Below are 20122 nucleotides of genomic sequence, written 5' to 3'. Positions count from 1 at the left end.
ACGTTCAATAGTGTTTTAGCATCTTGATTCTTGACGACACATATTGTTTTACCGATAGTATGATTTAGGCTATCGAACCTCATACAATATTTAGTTTTCAAAAAAAGAGAACTCATCAAATAATTCCAACCATATTAAGTAATCCCAGCACAACTAATCCCCCAAGTACGATCCAGAGAATTCGTTTTTTTACATGACTAGGTAGCCGGGGAATCCTGCGTTTTTTATTCCAACGATTGGGATCGAATGAAACTGTCCCATCATTATGTTTCGGTCGGGATTGTCTTACTCTTGCGGCCCAGTATGGGACAGCATTCACTAAGATTAGAGGCGCAATTGCCAGACCACCAATTAATCCAAAAATATGTCCGTAAATATTAACATTCGGCTGTAAGAAAGTCATGAACACGCCAATCCCAGCGATGACTAGAATAATTTGCGAACTCGATTGATCCATTAAATCTTTACGCAGAAAAATCATATATAAATAAATACCAAACAGGCCAAAAATAGCGCCCGACGCACCGACATGGCTGTAAAATGGATGCTCAGGGCCTAACAAGTAAGTTCCGAGATTTCCAGCAAATCCAGCAACTAGATAAGCAACAATGAATTTGAATTTTCCAAGCATCTGCTCGAGAGCAGGGCCAAATAATACAAGGCTAAATGAATTAAATAATACGTGCGTTAACCCACCGTGTAAAAAAATCGGCGTGATTAAGCGCCAATATTCTCCCTGGCTAATGAGGTAATTATTCCCCGTTCCATACATGTAAATCGTTTCTCCAATCGGTAAGTGCAAAAGACTAATGATAAGCCAAAGGGCTAGATTTATAATAACAATCCAAGAAACAATCGGATAAAGTTGGAAGAACTCTTTAATACTTCGTTCTGAACGAATAAACATTGATTTCTCTCCTTAAGGGAAATTAATTCAACTTTCACATCAATAGGTAAAATTAAAATAGTGAACGAAACCTGAGCTTATACGTCGCTTTACGCGGACGTTCGATGTACAGAGTAAGATATAGACGATAACCATAGCCGGAGCGAAGCCGCATAGATACGGACGAAGGCGCATAGCCCGGAACGAAGATATTTATTACGCAGATATATATCAAATGCGCCGTAATTAAGATTTTGTGGGCTTGATAATCCAGTTGTTAGTTCATCAAAAAGTCAACTGATGTTGTATATATTTACCTCTCTTTCATGATTCTCAGGATTATATGTTAAACTCATTCTGCGAAAGTTGAGAAATTAAGTTATGCAAATGGCGTATTCGGATTTTTATGTGGAATTTAAAAAAGACATACATTAGCGAAAGCTTCATAATACTATATTTTCTACACTATTTTCCTAATGCCTTACAAATGAACATGTTATAATAGTAGTATAATCGGTTGAACAATAAAAATGAATTGAAAGGTTAATAACAATATGATTAAAGGAATTGGTATTGATATTATTGAATTAACGCGCATCAAGAAAAGCATGCAAAAAAGTGCTCGTTTAGTTCATCGTACTTTAACGAATAGAGAACTAGAATACTTTAATAAATTGACTAGTGAATCACGTAAGGTAGAGTTTTTAGCTGGACGATTTGCTGCGAAAGAAGCATTTGCAAAAGCGAACGGCACGGGTCTCGGAAAATTAAGTTTCAAAGACATTCACGTTCTGCCAAATGAAAAAGGAAAACCAGAGCTATTAGTAAAAGGCCACGAATCAAAGAACCTTTTCATTTCGATTAGTCATAGCGAAAATTATGCTGTTGCCCAAGTCATTATCGAAGAATAAACAAATGAAACATAAATCTCAAATTTACTTTAGAACAAGATAGTATCTTTGCATAATCGATAAGGTTGTCTCATATATTTTAGTGCGGGTAGGAGGGAACTAGGTGTTTATTGTTACCGCAAAAGAAATGTACGATATAGACCGCTATACCAAGCAGAAGTTAGGCTTTAAGAATTTGTTAATGGAAAATGCCGGGAGAGCCGTCTGTGAAAAAATTTATACACAAATAACCAAGACAGACAAAATTATTGTTTTTTCCGGAACAGGTAACAATGGTGGTGACGGTTATGTAGTCGCTCGGACGTTAATCAATGAAGGTTTTCACGTGACTGTAGTTCAAGTGGGTCAAGACGAGAAAATGGCGGAAGAAACCTATTTTCATAAACAATTGTTTTTGAACTGTGATGGTTCAATCATTCAGTGTAATGAGGAAACGAATGTTTCAGAGTTGGTTTCTAAGCATGACATTTTAGTCGATGCACTGCTTGGTATAGGTGTTAAAGGCCGTTTGCGAGAACCGATAAGGACGATCGTATCAAAAATTAATCAGGCCGCACGCCATGTTATTTCTGTTGATCTTCCATCAGGTCTTCCTGCTGATGAAGAAGGAACTGAATTCACATCGATTAAAGCCGATTATACAATAATGATCGGAGCTGCTAAGGTAAGTGCATTTCTACAACATACCGCACCATACTATGGAAAGTGGGATGTTGTATCGATCGGCTATCCAGAGAAAGCATTTAAAACGTATGTGTCTCGGCGATTAGCTGGTTCGGAAAAATTTAAAACAAGCATGCCGAAACGTCTCTTTGATGCTTATAAAGGCAACCACGGGAAAGGGCTGGTGATCGGAGGAAGTAACAATATGCCCGGTGCTTTTTCCATGACAGTTCGAGCTGCGATTAAATCTGGCTCTGGTCTCCTAACAGCGGCAACAACAGAAAAAGTTATTGACCGGATGGCCGCTGTTAGCCCGGAAGCGATGTATCTTACGTTAGCAGAACAAGACGGATTTATTTCTTCTGAAAGTCAGTTATCACTTGGTGGATATGATGCCATTGCGTTTGGTATCGGAATGGGACGCGAAGAAGGGACACGCTTATTTTTATATCGAGTTCTTAGAGAGTCTGAGTGTTCACTTATCATTGATGCAGATGGGCTAACTCATATTAAGCCCTATCTTGACGTGATAAGGCAAAAAACGCAGCCCATCATCATGACACCTCATTTTGGTGAAATGGCGAATTTAATGGATGTCAGCATTAAAGAGCTGATCAAAAAACCTTTTTATTACTCATTCAAATTTGCCCGTGATTACCAGGTTTATGTTGTTTTAAAAGGGCGTTACACAATCATTACAAGCCCTTCAGGCAAACAAGCTGTTAATCGAACAGGTAATCCTGGACTTGCCAAAGGTGGGAGTGGTGACGTGTTGACAGGAATTACATTGACGATGGTAATGCAGCAAGACATGGATATTTTTGATGCTTTATGTAATGCCTGTTTTATTCATGGTGCATCGGCTGATATTCAAGTTGAAGAAGCGCATTCTACCTACGACTTAACAGCAGTAGATGTGATTGCTGGATTATCTAAAGCGTATCGTACATTTTTATGAATTTTGTGGTGATGTTCCCTTTGTCCCAGTTTGAAATAATAACAAGAGACGTTTGTGCCTTAGAGGGCAAGCGCTACTTGTTGATAGGAATTGAGGCAGGGGAGATATGTTCATGAATAAAAAAGTCAGTATATGGATGGCACTGCTTATCGGAATGGTACTTTTACTATCGGCATGTGGAGAAAAGTCTCATGAAGATGTTGTGAAAAAACTCGATGGAAAACTGGAGGAACTTGAGGGTTACAAAGTCGAAGCTGATATGGTGATGAAAACGGGACAAGAAGATCAGACGTACGGGATTGATGTCTGGCATAAAAAAGATGATATGTACCGCGTCGCTCTATCAAACACAGAAGATGAAAAGGGCAATCAGATTATTTTGAAGAACGAAGATGGCGTATTCGTCCTTACCCCGGCGTTAGATAAAAGTTTCAAATTCCAAACAGACTGGCCACATAATAGTAGTCAACCCTATCTATTTCAGTCGCTTGTAAAAGATATTAAAGAAGATGAAGAAGCAGAATTTGAGACGACAGACAATCATTATGTATTTAAGACAACGACTAACTATCAAAGTAACAACAATTTACCATATCAAGAAATTTATATCGATAAGAAAGAATTCACACCTACACAAGTAAAAGTGATGGACAAAGATAAACAAGCACTTGTTGAAGTTAATTTTTCAGAGTTTAATATTAATCCAAGCTTTGAAGAAAAAGATTTTGTATTAGAGGAAAACATGGAGACAAATAGCGAAGTTGCAGAAACGTCAGCAACGCCTGAAGAAGATGAAGAAATGAGTGTTGTTTTTCCTGAGAATACGGCCGGCGCGGAGCTGACGGAAAAGAAAGAAGTGCAGCTTGAGGATGGGAAACGTGTTATCTTAACCTATGCAGGTGAGAAGAACTTCACTTTAGTAGGCGAGAAACGCACCTCAGCTGAAGCATTATCCTCTCCGCAAGAAGTTCAGGGAGATATTGTTAACTTAGGGCATGCCGTTGGAGCTTTATCAAATAATGCAATTGAATGGCATTTTGAGGGAACGGATTACTACCTAGCTAGTGAAGAATTAACAAAGGATGAGTTAGTTGACGTCGCTCAATCCGTTATTGGTAAAGAAGTGAAGTAGATGATAAAAATAATAGGAGCAGACTCCAAGGAAACGCGGGTCTGCTTTTGTTTTTGTTGGGATTATTAACTTTTCATTACGGCACTCCTCTTGGGTTGTCGTTCTCAATCATCGTGAGAGGCCGTGTCACGATACGAAAAGAGTAAAATTAGTGATTATACATCGTGAGAGGCCGTGTCACGATACGAAAAGGGGAAAATTAGTGATTATACATCGTGAGTCGCCATGTCACGATACGAAATGCGCAAAAACAGCGATTACACATCGTGATAATTTTTCCGCATTTGCGGTGTCATTGTTTTTCATTTTTTTAACCAATTGATTCAGAACCTCTTTAAAAAGCACTCATGACCTTTCGGACCCCTAGATTCACTGGTAGCACTGTTTCATAAGGATCGGCCTTTTTAACTTTTCAACATTATTCAGTTCAAGTATAATTGAATGTAATAATTTATAATTGGACGAGAGTAGGGATGTTGATTTGGAGGACGCAATTATTAGAGAAACATGGGCTGAGATTAATTTGGATCATATTGGATATAATATAGAACAAATCAAGAAAAAATTGCCTCAAAAGACAAAGATTGTTGCAGTCGTTAAAGCGGATGGTTACGGGCATGGTAGTGTTGAGGTTGCTAAAAAAGCCATTGAATCAGGCGCTGAGGCTATAGCGGTAGCTCTCCTTGAAGAAGCGCTTGTATTACGCAAAGCTTCTATTCAAGTACCGATACTCGTGTTAGGTAGAGTACCAACTAAGTTTGCTCCTTTAGCAGCTGAACAAGACATCACTTTAACATTCTTTCAAAAAGAATGGCTGCAAGAACTGGAACACGGCGCCTTCAAAAAAGAATTAAAACTCCATATGAAATGGGATACGGGAATGGGGCGTATCGGCATAACCACTGAAGCAGAACTCATAGAACTTTTGAGTGAGCTGAGAGAAACTCAAAATGTATCTTTGACAGGGGTTTACACTCATTTTGCAACGGCTGACGAGCTAGAATCTATGTATTACTTTAAACAGAAGGAATGTTTTGAAAATATGCTTGAGGTGTTCGAACAAGAGTGGTCTGAACCCGTCTCAATCCATATCGGTAATAGTGCCGCATCCATTCGCTTCCCTGAAAACATGCATAATTGTATTAGATTTGGCATATCAATGTATGGGCTTTATCCTTCATCAGGTATTAGAGAAAACGGCTTTATTTCTCTTAAGCAAGCTTTCTCGTTACACAGTAGATTAGCACATGTCAAAAAGGTGCCAGCTGGAAGGTCTATCAGCTATGGACAGACTTATCGAGCTGAAGAAGACGAGTGGATTGGCACAGTACCAATTGGCTATGGAGATGGCTGGATTCGCAAGCTCAAAGGCTTTCATGTTCTTGTGAATGGCAAATATATGTCGATTGTAGGTAGAATTTGTATGGATATGATGATGATTCGACTTGATCAAAAGTATGACGTAGGAACAAAGGTTACATTAATAGGTGATCAGAATAATAGCCACATTAGCATGGATGACGTGGCAGAACATTTAGAAACAATCAATTATGAAATACCCTGTATGCTCAACGAACGGATACCAAGAATATATATATCAGAAAAATAAACTCACAAACCATTATATTACCTCTTAAAAGAACGCAATAAACATTTTAAAGATGAATATCTTAAATAAGTCTTTGCAAAGCCGCCCAGGTAATGTTATTATTGAAACAGAATTCATACGGAATTTATAAAAAAATAATACAAAAGTCGTTCATATTGGTGGAGGTGCATGGTTTGTCAGAGAGCTTACAGGAAGTTATGGTCAGGCTACCAAAAAACCTTTTGAATGAGGTGGATGGAATTATGAAATTTGAAAATAGCGATCTTAGCGATTTTATATGTCAAGCAACAAAGAACTATCTAGAAGCTAAAAGAGAAGAACATGTTGAGAAGTTTTATGAATCCATGCAAAAGGGCTATGAAGAGATGGCTAGAATTAATCTCACAATTGCTTCAGAAGCTTTTCAAGCTGAAGAGGAGGCTGAAGACACCTTAGAGCGCACAGTGATCGGGGTGTAGTCATTTGATTGTTCAACGAGGTGAGGTTTATTTTGCGGACCTTTCCCCTGTCGTCGGTTCGGAACAGGGAGGGGTGCGGCCAGTTTTGATATTACAAAATGATATCGGTAACCGTTTTAGTCCTACCGTCATCGTAGCAGCTATTACTGCTCAAATTCAAAAGGCCAAGTTACCTACACATGTAGAAATTGATGCAAAGCGTTACGGGTTCGATCGTAACTCTGTTATTTTATTAGAGCAGATTAGAACGTTAGACAAACAGCGTTTAACTGATAAGATAACTAAATTAGATCATAAAATGATGGAAAAAATTAATCATGCATTACAAATAAGCCTGGGCCTCAAAGAAATGTATGGTCATTAAAGGTAACCCCATAGTTTAGAACGATGGGGTTTTTTTGTAGTTAAGAAAACTATAACATTAAAACTTCTGCGGATAACTTTATACTATAATTGGCCACGCTCAGCTTCAGGGCCAGACTGCTAGCGGTCTTAAGCCATAATCCTACGTGGTAAAAATCCACTGCGGTTTCTTGCTTAAGCTGCGCCTGGGGCTAACCGGGCGCCATGCGCTTTTGTTCGTCTAGTGCAAGGCGCCCAGCAACTATCAAGTTTCGAATGCCTTCCTACGATAAGTCGACTTTGAATCGCTTCGCTCTTCAAGTCTCCTTTATCTCGTCAGGCCATCTTCAACTTGTACGTTGCTAATCGGGCGCCATGCGCTTTTGTTCGTCCAGTGCAAGGCGCCCAGCAACTATCAAGTTTCGAATGCCTTCCTACGATAAGTCGGACTTTGAATCGCTTCGCTCTTCAAGTCTCCTTTATCTCGTCAGGCCATCTCCAACTTGTACGTTGCTAACCGGGCGCCATGCGCTTTTGTTCTGTAAAACTTTATATCACAAACAAATGTCCATATTAAAGATTAGAATAAATTATTTGACTAGGACTATACTCACGTAAATATTGCTGGATTTTAACTGAATTACCTTTAATGTTGAATTATTCAAATATTCCTGTCATTAAATTAAGAAACATATGTTATAATAGCACAAAAAGAAAGAGAATTTTATTTCATAAAAGAGGTTTAAACTTCTTTTATTAGGGTATATGAATAAATATTGGCCTTTATTAAGCTAACAATTAATCATTTAATTTTTAAATATATATGGGGGTAAAAAAATGGAAGATACATTAAGGAGAATAGCAATTGAGAACAGTGACACGATTGTGCAAAAGTGGTTAAAGGAAATACAGAAGTTAAAAGAGAAAAATTATACTTCTAGTATTTCGGACGATCTTTTTGAAGGAACGAATCGGGATTTCGTCAATGTTATTTTTACAAGCATTGAAGATAAAGGATCTATGAAATCTCTAGAGGAATTCTCTGAAAAGATTATCAATCTCGGATGGCCACTCAGTTATATTACAGATGGCCTGCAAGTATTCCGCAGAGTAACGATTGACTATATTTTAACCCAATCGGAGAAGTTTGACTCAGATTATTTCTCAAAAGTTCTAGAAAGCGTCGATACGTGGGTCGAACCCATTATACGCAAATTAGTCAATGAGTATTCTGGCAGCTGGGAAAATATCGTTTCACTTCAAAGAGTGGCTTTGCAAGAACTATCTGCACCACTTATTCCGGTTATGGAAAATATTACAATTATGCCCTTGGTAGGAACTATCGATACCGATCGGGCTAAACTTATTATGGAAAATCTACTTGATGGTGTTATTAAACATAATTCAGAAGTTGTCCTAATTGATATTACAGGTGTACCTGTCGTAGACACAATGGTGGCACATCATATTATTCAAGCAGCCGAAGCGGTAAGACTAGTCGGTTCAACATGTATTTTAGTAGGTATTCGCCCTGAAATTGCCCAAACAATCGTAACTTTAGGCATTGATTTAGCTAAGTTCCCGACTAAGAGTTCTTTAAGAAAAGGATTCCAGACAGCCCTTGAAATAACCAACCGAAAAGTTGTCGACCTAAATGACTCTGATATAAGTAATATAGAAAAAATGATAGAATCGTTAAGGGGGAAAGAGAGAGATGAGAATACCAATACTCAAACTACATAACTATCTATTGATTTCAATTCAAACTGAAATAGATGATAATACAGCAATAAAATTCCAAGAAGATTTATTGAATAAGATCCATCAAACAGGTGCTTCTGGGGTTGTTATAGATTTGACATCGGTTGATATAATTGATTCGTTTATTGCAAAGGTTCTGGGTGACGTGGTATCAATGTCAGACCTTATGGGGGCGAGAGTTGTTTTAACAGGCATCCAGCCAGCGGTTGCCATGACCTTGATTGACCTAGGAATTCACTTACAAGACGTGCCAACTGCTTTGGACCTGGAACAAGGCCTAATGAAACTCCACCAGGAATTGGGGGAATAGTGAATGGACCAAAATTCCTGTGTTACTATTCAAAAAGAATGGGATATCGTAGGAGCCCGTCAACTTGGACGAGAATTCTCCAAAAAAGTGGGCTTTGGTACTGTTGACCAAGCACGAATAGCGACAGCGATATCTGAATTAGCTCGTAATATATATTTATATGCTGGTAATGGAAGGGTTTGCTTCGAAATAATAGATAATGTTGAACGAAAAGGCATGTGTATGATAGCTACAGACACAGGACCTGGAATAAAAAATATCAGTCAAGTGATGGAAGATGGGTTTACCACAATGGGAGGGCTTGGTGCGGGGCTACCTGGAGTTAAGCGCCTGATGGATGAATTTGATATTCAGTCAGAAGTGGATAAAGGGACAACAATTAGGGCAACAAAATGGTTAAGATAAGACATCATCAAGTGGTCACTCGCTATTTAATTCCATAAAAAAACCTATTAAAAATTAGGAGGTTGGGATTTTGTGAGTACCTTAGATACGGAAGTCTCAAATTATAAAAAAATGCTAAAATATTTTATAGAAACACAAGACGAACAAGCTTTGTATGGAGCAGAAAAAATCACGAAAGGTTTCATTAAAAAACATATCTTACCGGAAGAAATCATTAACTTACATATTCAAGCATTTAGTGAACTCTATCCAAATGTCAGAGAAGAAGTGACTTTGGGTATGAACTTTTTACTAGAAACAATGATATCTTATGGTATGGCACATCAAGAAAATCAAGCGTTACGAGACAAACAGCTTGCTTTAGAATCTGAAATATCCGTCGCAGCTGGGATGCAAAATACACTTTTAGCAACGAAAAAACCTGACATTGATGGTTATGATATAGGTGTAATCAGTATTCCAGCCCATCAAATGAATGGGGATTACTACCATTTTATTAAAGAAGAGAATGGATCTATTGGTATAGCTATTGCAGATGTTAAAGGAAAAGGGGTGCCTGCAGCACTCTGTATGTCGATGATTAAATATTCAATGGATAGTTTTCCAGACAAGTCGATGACTCCTAGTAGGATACTTAATAGTCTTAATAGAGTAGTGGAGCGTAACGTTGATCCCAGTATGTTTATTACTATGTTTTACACTCAATTGCTTCCTAAAGAAGATAAAATGATATATTCTTCAGCGGGTCATGAACCAGGCTATTATTATGATGCTGAGGAACAACGTTTTGAAGAAATTAGAACCAAAGGACTTGTTTTAGGTGTAACGCCGGATTTTAAATATACGGAATATGAACGGCATATTAAAGCAGGTGATATGGTGGTGCTTTTAACTGATGGGGTGACAGAAAGCAAAGTAGGCGAGCGATTTATTGAGACCGATGAGCTGTTTGAGGTCATCCAAAAATACGCTCATTTGCCTGCCCAAGAAATCGTTGAACATGTTTATAAAGATCTTGAACGGCTTCAAGGTTTTCAGTTAAGAGATGATTTCACATTAATTATTTTTAAAAAAGAGGTTTAACATTATAGTAAATTGGGAAGATATACTCTGCTTGGAGAATTATTTGTTACATATTTTCATGAAGTAATCTTCAGGTTATAAGTAGGAGGATAAATATGAATTTAAGCATCGATATCGTTGAAGAAAAAAGCCAAATGATTGTATATGTTTCGGGAGAGGTCGATATATATACAGCTCCCGATTTAAAGAAAGAAGTATTAAAATTAACCGCGCAAAAGGGAAATGCAGTTATTATTGATTTAAGTGACGTGAATTACATGGACAGTACTGGAATCGGTGTGTTCATCAGCGCTTTGAAATCAACTAAAGAAAATGACAGTCGATTAAAACTTGTTAACCTACAATCTTCGGTCATGCGGTTATTTGAAATTACTGGTTTAATTGAAATTATAGATATACAACCTGAGATTCGAGGTGTAAGTGAGTAATGGAGACGTTTGACTTTATTGAAATGAAGGTTCCTGCAAAACCGGAATATGTAGGAGTTGTTCGACTTAGCGTTTCGGGGATTGCTAATCGAATGGGCTTCAATTATGAAGAGATTGAAGATTTGAAAGTAGCCGTGGCTGAAGCGGTGACTAATGCAGTTGAACATGCATATAATAGCGATGAAGTTGGTGAAGTGACAATAGGTCTTGGTGTCTACGAGGAGCGTCTGGAAGTGATGGTTGCTGACCGTGGTGGAAGCTTTGATTTAAAGGATATCAAAGATAAAATCGGCCCATATCATGCGGACGAATCAGTAGAATCACTGCAAGAGGGTGGATTAGGACTTTTCTTAATCAATGCCTTAATGGATAAAGTGGAAATTAATAATGAGTATGGTGTTATTGTCTTAATGACAAAGTACTTACACGAAGCAGAGGTGGACTTTAATGACCAAATCTCATCCAGATAAAAAAGGACGAGATGAGGTTTACCAATGGATTGAAATTTTACAAGAAGAGCCGACCAATGAAGAAGTCCAGGAAAAAATAGTCATGCAATATAATGATCTAGTAGAGTCTTTAGCTAGAAAGTACTCGAAAAACAGTACAATACATGAAGATCTTGTACAAGTTGGCATGATTGGTCTTTTGGCGGCAGTCCGTCGCTTTGATTCTTCATTTGGTAAATCTTTCGAGTCTTTTGCGATTCCAACCATTATAGGGGAAATAAAAAGATTTATCCGTGACAAGACGTGGAGTGTCCATGTGCCTCGCCGGATAAAAGAGTTGGGTCCAAAAATTAAGAAGACAGTCGAAGAATTAACAGCAAAAAACCAGCACACTCCAACAGTCGCAGAAATAGCAGAATATCTGGGTGTTTCGGAAGAAGATATACTGGAAACAATGGAAATGGGAAGAAGTTACAAAGCCCTCTCAGTCGATCGAAAAGTTGAAGCCGATTCAGAAGGCAGTACAGTTGCTCTCCTTGATTTAGTAGGTGATAATGAGGGTGGGTATGAAAATGTGGACTTTAAGTTAATTTTGGAAAAAATACTTCCCATTTTATCAGAAAGAGAGCAAAGCATTTTACGCTGTATCTTTTTTGAGAATATGAGTCAAAAAGAGACGGGTGAATTGCTTGGAATCTCGCAAATGCATGTGTCGCGGATCCAGAGAAGGTCTTTAAGGAAACTTCGGGAAGCGATTCAGTCTGACGTTACGGAGGTCTTGGATTGACGCCTGAAAATAAAGTGGACGTAGCAGTCTATCAAAAAGCAAAAAAGGGTAATTATTATTGTGGAGATAGTTACCTTTATATCGAAACAGAAGATGAATTTATCTGTGCTATTGCTGATGGTTTAGGTAGTGGCGAATACGCTTTGGAATCTTCGCAGATAACGATCGATATTATTAGAAATAATATTGGTGCTACAGTAGAGGAGCTCGTTGAAAAATGTAATAAAGAATTACTTGGAAAGCGCGGTGTCGTGTTAGGTATTCTGAGATTACATTTTCCAACCGAAACGTATTCATTCTCATCGATTGGAAATATTGGTGTCATGACCATCCATAACGGGAAAAAAGTAAACCGAAATATCCCTAATGGTGGTTATTTAGCTGGATATAAGCGCCCTTTCAAAGTCGTTCGTGAACAGCTACTATCACAAATGAATTTCATTCTATTTTCCGACGGTGTATCCGATGAAGATCTATCTAAAAAACTCTTTCTCCATACGAATGTTGATGATGTTATTGAAGCCTACAAACAGCAGACAGATGCTGAACGTAAAGATGATACAACATTAATAGCAATAAAATACCAAAGATAGGCGAGGCTGACAAACAGATGTCAGTCTTTTTTTGCCTTATCGAAAAATGGCACCAATAGTTGAGCTTCTGTTAAATTATTTGGTAAACTAAGAGAGTGAATCAGAAGGAGGAACAAAGGTTATGGAAACTGAAAGTCATGCGTCTCTTCTTAATTGGGTAGCAAAAGAGACCAAGATTAAAGAATCAATCATATCTAAAGTCATCGCTCTAATGGACGAGGGCAATACGGTACCTTTTATTGCCCGTTACCGTAAAGAGGCAACAGATGGACTTGATGAAGTTGAAATAAAAACAATTGCGGATAAATGGGATTACATTGTCAATTTAACAGATAGAAAAGAAGAAGTTATTCGATTGATTGATGAACAAGGCAAATTGACGGATGAACTTAAACAAGCGATTACTGAGGCAACTCAACTCCAGCGTGTGGAGGATTTATACCGTCCTTATCGCCAAAAACGAAGAACGCGCGCGACGATTGCCAAAGAAAAAGGACTAGAACCTTTAGCTACTATTGTGTGGGAACAAGAGGAACAACGAATTGCAAATCTAGCTGAAGATTATCTCTCTGAAGAACATGAACTACATACAGCTGAAGACGTTCTAGCTGGTGTAAATGATATCATAGCCGAGTGGATTTCAGATGAGCCAGAGTATCGAGAGTTTATTCGAAATGAAACGTTCAAACGAGGCACGATTGAATCGACTGTTAAAGACGAACAAAAAGACGAGAAACGCGTTTATGAGATGTACTATGAATATTCCGAGCCAGTCCGTTCTCTAGTCTCACACCGTATCTTAGCTCTTAACCGCGGTGAGAAAGAAGATGTGCTACGCGTATCAATTCAAGCACCAGTTGATCGAATCATAGAGTATCTAGAAAAGAAGATTGTTTCCAATAAAGGAAATGAAGAAACGAAGGGCATTTTAGAAGCGGCTATCGATGACGGCTACAAGCGTCTAATCCAGCCATCCATCGAGCGAGAAATTCGTAATTCCTTAACTGAAAAAGGCGAAGAGCAGGCCATTGATGTTTTTTCTGTCAACCTTAAAAATCTCCTACTCCAACCACCGCTAAAAGGCCGAACGGTTCTAGGCGTCGATCCAGCATATCGAACAGGCTGTAAACTAGCTGTTGTAGATGAGACTGGTAAAGTCGGCGAAGTTGGCGTCATGTTTCCAACTGCACCGAAGAATGATACAGTAGGCGCTGAAAAGATTGTCATGGAATTCATTAATAAATACGATATCGAGCTGATTGCTATCGGAAATGGAACGGCCTCACGTGAGACGGAACAGTTTATTTCGGATGTGATTGGTAATCATAATCTCGAAATTCCTTATATTATCGTAAATGAAGCTGGCGCAAGTGTCTATTCTGCTTCCGAACTTGCTCGCGAGGAATTTCCAGACCTACAAGTTGAAGAAAGAAGTGCCGCATCAATTGCAAGACGTGTACAAGATCCACTTGCTGAGCTGGTAAAAATCGATCCTAAGTCGATCGGAGTAGGTCAATACCAACATGATGTCAGTCAAAAAGATTTAAACGAATCGTTAGGATTTGTTGTCGAAACAGCGGTTAACCAAGTAGGCGTTAATGTGAACACAGCCTCCTCAGCTTTGTTACAATATGTATCAGGTTTAAGTAAAACTGTTGCTAACAATATAGTGAAGCGACGAAATGAGGAAGGGAAATTCAAGAATAGGAAAGAATTAAAGAAAATTCCTAGGCTTGGAGCTAAAACGTATGAACAAGGAATAGGCTTTTTAAGAATTATTGATGGTGAGCATCCACTTGATCGGACACCTATTCACCCTGAGAGCTATAAACAAACAGAAGAACTTTTAAAAATGATTGACCTCGGATTGGATGATATCGGAACAGAGCAACTGCGTGAAGCTTTGAAAAAGTTAGATAAAAGAGAGATTGCTGAGACCCTTGGGATTGGCCTTCCAACGCTTGAAGATATTATGTCGGCATTAGGTCGTCCAGAGAGAGACCCGCGTGATGATTTCCCAACACCCATCCTTAAAACGAATGTGTTGAGCATGGAAGACTTAAAGCCAGGCATGGAAATGCAGGGAACCGTTCGAAATGTAGTCGACTTTGGCGTGTTTGTCGATATTGGAGTCAAACAAGACGGATTGGTCCATATATCTAAAATGGCAAACAAGTTTGTCAAACACCCGATGGATATTGCTTCAGTTGGTGATGTTGTGACAGTATGGGTGGAAAATGTGGATATCGACAAGGGGAGAATAGCTTTGTCAATGATTAAGGAGTAAGGATAAGTTTGACGTGTGGGCAGACCGTTTCACGATATATGTTGACTAGATTCCCTAGTTTCGTATCGTGATGAGGCGTCTCATGATGTATATTGGCAGAACACCCTAGTTTCGTATCGTGATGAGGCGTCTCATGATGTATATTGGCAGACACACCCTAGTTTCATATCGTGATGAGATGTCTCACGGTGTATGTTAGTAGAATTCCCTAATTATGTATCATGGTGTGCCTGAAAAACTTTAGTTTTTAACTTTTTAATTTGTCTAAGCTATAAGTGTAGTTAATCTGAAGGAGGAAAGACAATGTCCGTATTGAAACAGTTTAATTTTACAAGAACTTCTTTATTAACGATGATGCAAGAGTTGAATGAAAAGGTGGCTGACCAGGAGTCCAAACACTTTGAAAATACGATCCGCTGGCATATTGGTAATATATTATTATTCGATGAAAAGTTAATCTTTTTAAGTCGAGAAAAGTCACATAAAATCCCTAAGGAATATGCAGAGCTTTTTAGTTCTGACATTAAAGTTAAGGATTGGTCTATTGAACCGCCTTCGCTTGAGCAACTGCAAGAAGATTTGATCAATCAGCAAGAGCGGATTAATAGCTTTGATGAACTTTTTTGGAAATCAAATGTTAAGTTCAAAGTACCTTATGGTCACGTTGAGACCCACGGTGATTTACTCACCATGCTTTCCTATCGAGAAGCGGAAGAAATAGGTAAAATAAAAACGATGAAACAAGTGCTTGAATCAGAGTAAAAGTACAAAAAAACTGACTAAAAGGAGAACCTCCTATTAGTCAGTTTTTTGTTTGAAAGACTAAATTTTATCAATTAATAAAGTCTAACTGATAAAAAACACCCTCCAGACAAAGTCTGAAAGGGTGTTTTAGGATTTATATTATACAGTTTCAACTGCTACATCTATATCACTCATAGGAATACCGACAGCTTTTGCTACACCTTCACCATAAGCTGGATCTGCTTTGTAGCAGTTTGTGATATGGCGAATCATAACTTCTTTTGTTGCACCTTCCATATCACGAGCTGTGTTTTCGAATAGACGTTGTTGTTCTTCTGGTGACATAAGTCTAAATAATTTACCTGGTTGCTCATAGTAATTATCGTCATCGTCACGGAAATTCCAATAATCCGCAGCTCCACCAGTCATGTTTAAGCTTAGAGCTGGTTCTTGATGCTCTTTGCTATCTTCCCATTCTCCATAACTATTAGGACTATAAGAAATCCGACCGCCATGAGCAGGAATTACACGCATTGCTCCATCACGGTGATATGGATTGAAGTTTTTAGCGTTTTTAGGGTAGTTAACTGGGATCTGCCAGTGGTTGACACCTAAGCGATAACGCTGCGTATCTCCGTATGAGAACAGTCTACCTTGTAACATTTTATCCGGTGAAAAACCGATGCCCGGAATAATATTTGTTGGAGCAAATGCTGATTGCTCAACTTCTTCAAAATAATTTTCAGGATTACGATTAAGCTCTAACTCACCAACTTCAATAAGAGGGAAGTCTTTTTTATACCAAACTTTTGTTAAATCAAATGGATTGAATGGCATGTTTTGTGCTTCTTCGTCAGTCATGACCTGAATGTATAATGTCCATTTAGGATAGTTACCATTTTCAATAGATTCATATAAGTCAACTTGATTACTGTCGCGGTCTTTTCCAATTAATTCTTCCGCTTCTTGATCTGTAAGGTTTTTGATGCCTTGTTGTGTACGGAAGTGGAATTTAACCCATACACGTTCATTGTCAGCATTAATCATACTATAAGCATGGCTACCGAATAAATGCATATTTCTAAAGCTTGCTGGAATACCACGATCACTATTTACAACCGTAACTTGGTGAAGTGATTCAGGTAATGAAGACCAAAAGTCATATTTAGAATTAGCATTCGTTACGTTTGTTCTAGGGTCACGTTTAACAACGTGGTTTAAATCTGGGAATCTCTTAGGATCTCTCATAAAGAAGACAGGCGTGTTATTACCTACAAGATCCCAGTTACCGTCTTCTGTATAAAACTTCATTGCCGTTCCGCGGATATCACGCTCAGCATCGGCAGCCCCACGTTCACCAGCAACAGTTGAGAAACGAGCAAACATGTCTGTCTTTTTGCCGACTTCAGAGAAAATAGCAGCTTTCGTATATTTTGTAATATCATGAGTTACTGTAAAAGTACCGTAAGCACCTGAACCTTTGGCGTGCATACGACGCTCAGGAATAACTTCTCTATCGAAATGTGCCATTTTTTCAAGGAACCAATAATCTTCCATTAAAAGGGGACCACGAGGACCAGCTGTTTTAGAATCGTCATCATTCGGAACTGGAGCACCAAACGCAGTTGTTAATTTTTTGTTGTTATTTTCATTATTAGTAGTCAAGATTAACACCTCTCCTAGTCAATTATTTATTAACTGTATCTTATTATAACTTAACTATATTAAAAGTCAATATCTAATTATAATAATTATAAATAAATGTAGATTTGCTATATTAAATATATATGAAAAGCCTCGTCACATATGATAAAATCTTTATTAGCTCATAAAAAATATCAGGTAGGAAGATGAACATGGATTTATTGAACGATAAAGTAGATCTTCTCAATTTAGTTAATGAATTATCATTAAGGTATTTTAATAAACCATTTAAACATGATGCTTATTTTAATTTTCGATTACGAACAACTGGGGGGAGATATATTCCAAGTAAGAAAGTAATAGAGTTAAATCCTAAATATGTATTGGAAATGGGAGAAGAGGAACTTGTCGGGATTATAAAACATGAATTATGCCATTATCACCTACATATAGAAGGGAAAGGATTTAAACATGGCGATGCAGAGTTTAAAGAATTGTTAAAAGAAACAGGATCGCCACGTTTTTGTGGGCCATTGCCATCCGCCAAAAATAGATATAAATATAAATATGAGTGTACTAAATGTGGTTTGACGTATAAAAGAATTCGTAGGGTCAACATAAAAAAATATAGTTGCGGAAAGTGCCGGGGAAAACTTCAACCAATTGAAATGCAATAATTGATTTTTTTTTGAAGGCTTCTATATAAGGGTATCTAAAAAGATAGAGTATAGTATCTAATTAAGATTAGAAATATATTCTCTGATAACATATATCTATTAGATGAAGGAATCAGTCATTTTACTTTTTCACATAATAAAATGAAAAAAATATTGACGAAAAATGATTCCCATGTTAAATTAATAAAGCCTTGATTGTTCCACTTAAATATTTTGTAGGAAAATAAAAAATGTAGTTGACAATCAACGAGAAATGTTATATTATATTTTTTGTGCCGTTAAACAAGCAAGATATCGATGGCATTGAAGAACAAAATTGATTAATTCAGAAACACTACTATTATTCCACAGTAGCTCAGTGGTAGAGCAATCGGCTGTTAACCGATCGGTCGTAGGTTCGAACCCTACCTGTGGAGCCATAATGGGGAAGTACTCAAGAGGCTGAAGAGGCGCCCCTGCTAAGGGCGTAGGTCGCTCTGCGGCGCGAGGGTTCAAATCCCTCCTTCTCCGCCATGATATGGCCCGTTGGTCAAGTGGTTAAGACATCGCCCTTTCACGGCGGTATCACGGGTTCGAATCCCGTACGGGTCATCTCTTTTTATAAATAAAAAGGTTAGGTCTGGTAGTTCAGTTGGTTAGAATGCCTGCCTGTCACGCAGGAGGTCGCGGGTTCGAGTCCCGTCCAGACCGCCATATTGTTGGGCTATAGCCAAGCGGTAAGGCAACGGGTTTTGGTCCCGTCATTCCCTAGGTTCGAATCCTAGTAGCCCAGCCATTTTTATTTATTGGGTTGTTTGTGAGAAAGGTAACAAACTATCTATTAATTGCGATTGAACTGGCATTATTAATCGACAGGCAGCGAACGCAAACTTCGTTATGTTTCCCTTCAATAAGTAATATGTCTTGAATCGAAAAAAACTTATACATCACGAGCCATTAGCTCAGTCGGTAGAGCATCTGACTTTTAATCAGAGGGTCGCAGGTTCGATTCCTGCATGGCTCACTTTCATTTAATTTACGCGGTCGTGGCGGAATGGCAGACGCGCTAGGTTGAGGGCCTAGTCGGGGTGACCCGGTGGAGGTTCAAGTCCTCTCGGCCGCACTTCTTATCTAAACTATGGTGAATGCGGAGAGTATTACCCTTACTTGCTAGAGGCTAATAATTTTGCTATAATAGTAAAGTCAACCTAAGCGCCCGTAGCTCAATTGGATAGAGCGTTTGACTACGGATCAAAAGGTTAGGGGTTCGACTCCTCTCGGGCGCGCCATATTATACTTTGATAACGGGAAGTAGCTCAGCTTGGTAGAGCACTTGGTTTGGGACCAAGGGGCCGCAGGTTCAAATCCTGTCTTCCCGACCAGGATGCTAGTTTTAATAGAATAGAAGAAAAAATAAAAAAAGCAAAGAAGATATAAAGCTTTTATCTATTTAAATGCGGGTGTAGTTTAGTGGTAAAACCTCAGCCTTCCAAGCTGATGTCGAGGGTTCAATTCCCTTCACCCGCTCCAAAATATGGGCCTGTAGCTCAGTTGGTTAGAGCGCACGCCTGATAAGCGTGAGGTCGGTAGTTCGAGTCTACTCAGGCCCATTTGCTAAAAAAAGCAAAAAGATTCAAGAAAAGTATTGACGTAAAATAGTCAATGTGTTAGATTAATAAAGTCGCTAATTTGAGCGACGAAAGATTTGCTCTTTGAAAACTGAACAGAACAACCAGTATGTCAGGAGAAATTAAGTTTCTTCTATAAAACTCAAAAGGGTAACCTTTTGAATAAGCTAAGATTTAACAACAAACTTTTTTGGAGAGTTTGATCTTGGCTCAGGACGAACGCTGGCGGCGTGCCTAATACATGCAAGTCGAGCGCGGGAAGCGGACTTGTCACCCTTCGGGGTGTCTAGTCCGTGGAACGAGCGGCGGATGGGTGAGTATCACGTGGGCAACCTGCCTGTAAGATTGGGATAACTCGCGGAAACGTGAGCTAATACCGAATGAAGTC

19 protein-coding genes, 11 tRNA genes and 1 rRNA gene are annotated in these 20122 nt (G+C 38.5%); 29 read left to right on the top strand and 2 right to left on the bottom strand.

The annotated features are described in order from the left end of the window. Positions 1 to 115: 115 nt before the first annotated feature. Positions 116 to 907, bottom strand: a complete 792-nt coding sequence (locus KQI49_RS17240; RefSeq protein WP_216490824.1) for a rhomboid family intramembrane serine protease — start codon at positions 905 to 907, stop codon at positions 116 to 118. Positions 908 to 1440: 533 nt separating this feature from the next. Here KQI49_RS17240 and acpS point away from each other — a divergent pair. From acpS to KQI49_RS17160, 16 genes are all read left to right on the top strand, one after another. Beyond that, a complete protein-coding gene (gene acpS, locus KQI49_RS17235) occupies positions 1441 to 1797 on the top strand; it encodes a holo-ACP synthase (protein ID WP_216490823.1) in 357 nt (118 codons plus the stop codon). A gap of 103 nt (positions 1798 to 1900) precedes the next feature. Beyond that, a complete protein-coding gene (locus KQI49_RS17230; protein WP_216490822.1) occupies positions 1901 to 3418 on the top strand; it encodes an NAD(P)H-hydrate dehydratase in 1518 nt (505 codons plus the stop codon). Positions 3419 to 3530: 112 nt separating this feature from the next. After that, on the top strand, positions 3531 to 4550 hold the full coding sequence (locus KQI49_RS17225) for a LolA family protein (RefSeq protein WP_216490821.1): 1020 nt from the start codon (positions 3531 to 3533) through the stop codon (positions 4548 to 4550). A gap of 481 nt (positions 4551 to 5031) precedes the next feature. After that, positions 5032 to 6159 (top strand): alanine racemase, encoded by a 1128-nt coding sequence (gene alr / locus KQI49_RS17220; RefSeq protein ID WP_216490820.1) that lies wholly within the window; start codon positions 5032 to 5034, stop codon positions 6157 to 6159. 173 nt (positions 6160 to 6332) lie between these two features. Continuing rightward, the gene (locus tag KQI49_RS17215; protein WP_216490819.1) at positions 6333 to 6617 is read left to right on the top strand and encodes a CopG family ribbon-helix-helix protein; all 285 of its coding nucleotides are present in this window, start codon (positions 6333 to 6335) and stop codon (positions 6615 to 6617) included. Positions 6618 to 6621: 4 nt separating this feature from the next. Further along, positions 6622 to 6981, top strand: coding sequence for a type II toxin-antitoxin system PemK/MazF family toxin (locus KQI49_RS17210; RefSeq protein WP_216490818.1), 360 nt, complete (start codon positions 6622 to 6624; stop codon positions 6979 to 6981). 815 nt (positions 6982 to 7796) lie between these two features. After that, the gene (locus KQI49_RS17205) at positions 7797 to 8702 is read left to right on the top strand and encodes an RsbT co-antagonist protein RsbRA (RefSeq protein ID WP_216490817.1); all 906 of its coding nucleotides are present in this window, start codon (positions 7797 to 7799) and stop codon (positions 8700 to 8702) included. Next, complete coding sequence (locus KQI49_RS17200; protein WP_216490816.1) at positions 8674 to 9030, top strand: STAS domain-containing protein; 357 nt, start codon at positions 8674 to 8676, stop codon at positions 9028 to 9030. Before KQI49_RS17205 ends, KQI49_RS17200 begins: the two co-directional genes overlap by 29 nt. Positions 9031 to 9033: 3 nt before the next feature. Then, positions 9034 to 9435, top strand: coding sequence for an anti-sigma regulatory factor (locus KQI49_RS17195; RefSeq protein WP_216490815.1), 402 nt, complete (start codon positions 9034 to 9036; stop codon positions 9433 to 9435). A 72-nt stretch (positions 9436 to 9507) separates the two neighbouring features. Continuing rightward, complete coding sequence (locus KQI49_RS17190; protein WP_371817597.1) at positions 9508 to 10518, top strand: PP2C family protein-serine/threonine phosphatase; 1011 nt, start codon at positions 9508 to 9510, stop codon at positions 10516 to 10518. Positions 10519 to 10613: 95 nt separating this feature from the next. Then, on the top strand, positions 10614 to 10946 hold the full coding sequence (locus KQI49_RS17185) for an STAS domain-containing protein (protein ID WP_216490814.1): 333 nt from the start codon (positions 10614 to 10616) through the stop codon (positions 10944 to 10946). Next, complete coding sequence (rsbW, locus tag KQI49_RS17180; protein ID WP_216490813.1) at positions 10946 to 11416, top strand: anti-sigma B factor RsbW; 471 nt, start codon at positions 10946 to 10948, stop codon at positions 11414 to 11416. The genes KQI49_RS17185 and rsbW overlap by 1 nt, the downstream gene beginning before the upstream one ends. Beyond that, positions 11394 to 12182: an RNA polymerase sigma factor SigB gene (gene sigB, locus KQI49_RS17175; protein ID WP_216490812.1), complete on the top strand. Its 789-nt coding sequence runs from the start codon at positions 11394 to 11396 to the stop codon at positions 12180 to 12182. Before rsbW ends, sigB begins: the two co-directional genes overlap by 23 nt. Then, positions 12179 to 12775 (top strand): SpoIIE family protein phosphatase, encoded by a 597-nt coding sequence (locus KQI49_RS17170; RefSeq protein ID WP_216490811.1) that lies wholly within the window; start codon positions 12179 to 12181, stop codon positions 12773 to 12775. The genes sigB and KQI49_RS17170 overlap by 4 nt, the downstream gene beginning before the upstream one ends. A 121-nt stretch (positions 12776 to 12896) precedes the next feature. Continuing rightward, on the top strand, positions 12897 to 15062 hold the full coding sequence (locus KQI49_RS17165; protein ID WP_216490810.1) for a Tex family protein: 2166 nt from the start codon (positions 12897 to 12899) through the stop codon (positions 15060 to 15062). A gap of 303 nt (positions 15063 to 15365) precedes the next feature. Next, on the top strand, positions 15366 to 15824 hold the full coding sequence (locus KQI49_RS17160; RefSeq protein WP_216490809.1) for a DinB family protein: 459 nt from the start codon (positions 15366 to 15368) through the stop codon (positions 15822 to 15824). A 141-nt stretch (positions 15825 to 15965) separates the two neighbouring features. Here the strand turns inward: KQI49_RS17160 and KQI49_RS17155 are convergent, their stop codons facing one another. Next, a complete protein-coding gene (locus tag KQI49_RS17155) occupies positions 15966 to 17471 on the bottom strand; it encodes a catalase (RefSeq protein ID WP_216490808.1) in 1506 nt (501 codons plus the stop codon). Positions 17472 to 17662: 191 nt separating this feature from the next. Between KQI49_RS17155 and KQI49_RS17150 the strand changes: the two genes are divergently transcribed. From KQI49_RS17150 to KQI49_RS17090, 13 genes are all read left to right on the top strand, one after another. Continuing rightward, positions 17663 to 18127, top strand: coding sequence for a SprT family protein (locus KQI49_RS17150; protein ID WP_216490807.1), 465 nt, complete (start codon positions 17663 to 17665; stop codon positions 18125 to 18127). A gap of 344 nt (positions 18128 to 18471) precedes the next feature. Then, positions 18472 to 18546 (top strand) — tRNA-Asn (locus KQI49_RS17145). Positions 18547 to 18550: 4 nt separating this feature from the next. Next, a tRNA-Ser gene (locus KQI49_RS17140) sits at positions 18551 to 18640 on the top strand. 6 nt (positions 18641 to 18646) lie between these two features. Next, positions 18647 to 18718 (top strand) — tRNA-Glu (locus KQI49_RS17135). Between the two features lie 25 nt (positions 18719 to 18743). Further along, positions 18744 to 18820, top strand: a tRNA-Asp gene (locus KQI49_RS17130). Positions 18821 to 18826: 6 nt separating this feature from the next. Continuing rightward, positions 18827 to 18902 (top strand) — tRNA-Gln (locus KQI49_RS17125). Positions 18903 to 19057: 155 nt separating this feature from the next. Continuing rightward, positions 19058 to 19130 (top strand) — tRNA-Lys (locus KQI49_RS17120). A 16-nt stretch (positions 19131 to 19146) separates the two neighbouring features. After that, positions 19147 to 19229, top strand: a tRNA-Leu gene (locus KQI49_RS17115). An 89-nt stretch (positions 19230 to 19318) separates the two neighbouring features. Beyond that, positions 19319 to 19395, top strand: a tRNA-Arg gene (locus KQI49_RS17110). A 16-nt stretch (positions 19396 to 19411) separates the two neighbouring features. After that, positions 19412 to 19488 (top strand) — tRNA-Pro (locus KQI49_RS17105). A gap of 74 nt (positions 19489 to 19562) precedes the next feature. Beyond that, a tRNA-Gly gene (locus KQI49_RS17100) sits at positions 19563 to 19636 on the top strand. 6 nt (positions 19637 to 19642) lie between these two features. Then, positions 19643 to 19716, top strand: a tRNA-Ile gene (locus KQI49_RS17095). Between the two features lie 205 nt (positions 19717 to 19921). After that, positions 19922 to 20122 (top strand): 16S ribosomal RNA (locus KQI49_RS17090); the annotation flags it as partial.

This window comes from Virgibacillus sp. MSJ-26 (assembly GCF_018918075.1).
Classification (GTDB): domain Bacteria; phylum Bacillota; class Bacilli; order Bacillales; family Amphibacillaceae; genus MSJ-26.
The sequence above is the reverse complement of the archived record's forward strand: the minus strand, read 5'-3'. Positions and strand labels throughout refer to the sequence as shown.